Origin of the sequence: Azoarcus sp. TTM-91 (assembly GCF_012911025.1) — a bacterium.
Taxonomy (GTDB): domain Bacteria; phylum Pseudomonadota; class Gammaproteobacteria; order Burkholderiales; family Rhodocyclaceae; genus Azoarcus.
Map to the genome: position 1 here is coordinate 1 of NZ_WUEI01000219.1, position 2,846 is coordinate 2,846.

The 2,846-nt window shown below is 72.2% G+C and carries 3 protein-coding genes; all 3 read right to left on the bottom strand.

The window, feature by feature from the left end:
• Window positions 1-117: 117 nt before the first annotated feature.
• Complete coding sequence (locus tag GRF61_RS23695; RefSeq protein WP_169153077.1) at window positions 118-1,050, bottom strand: FecR domain-containing protein; 933 nt, start codon at window positions 1,048-1,050, stop codon at window positions 118-120.
• A gap of 7 nt (window positions 1,051-1,057) precedes the next feature.
• Window positions 1,058-1,549, bottom strand: coding sequence for an RNA polymerase sigma factor (locus tag GRF61_RS23700; protein WP_169153078.1), 492 nt, complete (start codon window positions 1,547-1,549; stop codon window positions 1,058-1,060).
• Between the two features lie 176 nt (window positions 1,550-1,725).
• Window positions 1,726-2,846: cytochrome c peroxidase (locus GRF61_RS23705; protein ID WP_211166175.1), on the bottom strand; the 1,121-nt coding region annotated here is incomplete at its 5' end.

The window sequence follows — 2,846 nt, forward strand, 5'->3', positions numbered from 1 at the left end:
CGTCCTCGAATGGGCTTGAGTACCCGTAGGACGCATGGCCGCGCCGGCCACCTCACCCCCTTGCTTCATTTTCTTTTGTCCGTGGTCCGCGACCACGGCGTTTGGTGGGGCGCGGCCTCACTCGCGCAGCAGGATGAGGCCGGGCGGCAGGCTCAGCCGCAGGCCGCTGCCGGCGGCCAGCGCGGCGGCGGCGGCTTCCGGGTTGCGCGCATCCACCACCGCAGAGAGCCGGCGCTGGCGGGCGGCGTCGCCCAGCACCAATACCGGCTTGTGGGTGTAGCGGCCCAGCCGCTCCGCCGCCTCGGCGACGCTGACGTCGTCGAAGCCCAGCATGCCGCGTGTCCAGCTTTCTCCGCCGGGGCCGGCCTGCGCCGCGGCGAGGGTGCCTGCGTCGGCCACCGTGGCCGACTCGCCGGCGCCGAGTATCCGGCTGGTGGCGGGGTCGCAGGGCAGGCAGCGCACTTCGACCCGGCTCTCGTACACCGCGACGCGGGTTGCGTCTTCGGCGCGTTCGACTTCAAAGCGGGTGCCCAGCGCGGTGGCGCTGGCGGCGTCGGTGAGGACGACGAAGGGCGGCAGGCCGTTGGCGCTGCTGCGCACCTCGAACAGCGCGCGGCCGCGCAGCAGCCGGACTTCGCGCCGCCCGCTGTCTTCGCGGTAGGCGATGGCGCTGTCGCTGTCGAGGATGGCGGTGGAGCCATCGGCCAGGGTGAGGGTGAGGATTTCGCCGGTGGCGGCGATGTGGTCGGCACGCAGATGCAGCACCGCGGTGGGGCCGAGTCCGCCGGCCAGCAGGCCGCCGGCGAGCAGCAGCGCCAGTACCGCGCTCTTGCGCCGGCGGGGGGCGAGGCGGTTGCGGTCTACCTGGCCGAGCTGCTGCCACAGGCGTTCCAGCCTGCGGTAGGTGGTGGCGTGGTCGGGGTGGGCGGCGTACCAGTTGTCGAAGGCGCTTTCCTCGGCCGCGCTCAGCCCGCCGCGGCCGCGCCGCACCAGCCAGCGGCTGGCTTCCACCGCGACCGGATCGTCGGCACCCCGCCTGGCCACGCTCATGCGGCCCTCAGTCGGGCAGCACGGCGTGGCAGGCGAGCAGCACCCGCATCATGTGCTTTTCCACCGCGCTGACCGAGATGCCCAGGCTGGCGGCGGTCTGGGCGTAGCTGAGGCCGTCCAGCTTGTGCAGGACGAAGACTTCCACGCTGCGTGGTGGCAGCGCGGCGATGGTGGCCTCCAGCCGGCGCAGCGTCTGGCGCAGGGCGGCGATCTCCAGTGTGTCCGGCGCGCCGTTCTGCTCGGCCAGGCCGGCGGCGTATTCGCCCAGCACCGTCTGCTCGCGGGCGCAGCGGCGATGCCAGTCCATGGCGATGTTGGCGGCAACGCGGAACACATAGGCGCGGTGATTGGCCGGCTCGGTGGCGGGGCGGGTGCCGGCCAGCCGCAGCCAGGTGTCCTGCGCGCAGTCGCGGGCGATGTCGCGCGAGCCGGTGCGGCGGGCGAGGAAGTCGACCAGTTCGCGGTAGTGGTCGAGTACGGCGTCGGCGAGCGGGGACATGGCGGAGGAGGGCTGCGCCGCCTCCGGGAGTAAGGCCGGGCGCGGCTTGCGGCATCGTTGAACTGGTGGTGATAGTAATGATTATCATTTGTGTGCGCAAGAAGTTATGACGAAAGGGGTAGCGGCTCGCGCCGCCAGGTTTCGCCCTGCCGTGTCGGTTCCGCGCCCGGTGGGCCTCAGCGCACAGCGCTCCCGGCCTGACCGAGCTCCGCCGCGCTGGCCGGCCCCTGCCGCGGCGGGGCGGAGATGGACTGCAGGAAGGCGAACAGCGCCTTCTTCTCGGCGGCGGACAGGCCCAGCGGGCGGATCTCAGGCGAGGTGCGCGGGTAGTCGGGGTCGTACTTGGCGAGGCCGGCCGGCGGCGTCTGCACCATGCCGGCGTCGTACATGGCGATCACGCCCTGGTTTTCGGTGAGCGGGAAGGCGCCGTTGTGCATGTAGTTGCCGGTGTGCATCACGTCGCGCAGCGAGGGCGTGCGGAAGCGGCCGATGTCGGCGGCGCGGCCGGTGACGGCGTGGCGGCCGAGGTCCTGCAGCGCGCGGCCGTAGTAGTGCAGGCCGTTGCTGTGGAAGCGGTTGTCGGAGAACAACGGGCCGTTGTGGCAGTTGATGCAGCGCGCCTTGGTGCGGAACAGGTGCAGGCCCCACAGGGCGTCGTCGGACAGGGCGTGTCGCTCGCCTTTGAGGAAGCGGTCGAAGGCGCTTTCGCGGCTGATGATGGTGCGCTCGAAGGTGGCTAGTGCCTGGGCGATGCGCTGGATGTCGATGCGCGCATCGCCGAAGGCGGCGGCGAACAGCGGCGGGTATTCCGGCGCGGTGGCGATGGCGGCGGCGGCCTGGTCGAGCGGCTGGTGCATCTCGAAGGGGTTGGCGATGGGGCCCAGCGCCTGTTCTTCCAGCGTGGCGGCGCGGCCGTCCCAGAACAGGCTGGTGGCGTAGGCGGTGTTGAGGATGGTCATGGCGTTGCGCTCGCCGAGCTGGCCGGCGTCGCCGGGTGAGAGCGGGCGCGGATCGGTCCAGCCGGTGGCGGGGTCGTGGCAGCCGGCGCAGGCGAGGCTGCCGCCGTGCGACAGGCGCTTGTCGAAGAACAGCGCCTGGCCGAGGGCGACCTTGGCCTCGGAGTAGGGGTTGTCCGGCGGAAACGGCGGTGGCGGCAGCAGGCCGAGATCGCTGAAGCCCTCGGCGACGCTGGCGTCCACCGTGGGGGCGGGCCAGTCCGGCTGCTGCGCCTGGCCGGGACGGTAGCGCAGGTAGCGTTCGCGCAGGGCGTTGAGTTCGGCCCGGGTGGGCAGGGTTT

Coding starts and splice junctions, on each gene's coding strand:
- GRF61_RS23700 (WP_169153078.1), bottom strand. CDS start 1,549: ATGTCCCCGCTCGCCGACGCCGTACTCGACCACTACCGCGAACTGGTC.
- GRF61_RS23695 (WP_169153077.1), bottom strand. CDS start 1,050: ATGAGCGTGGCCAGGCGGGGTGCCGACGATCCGGTCGCGGTGGAAGCC.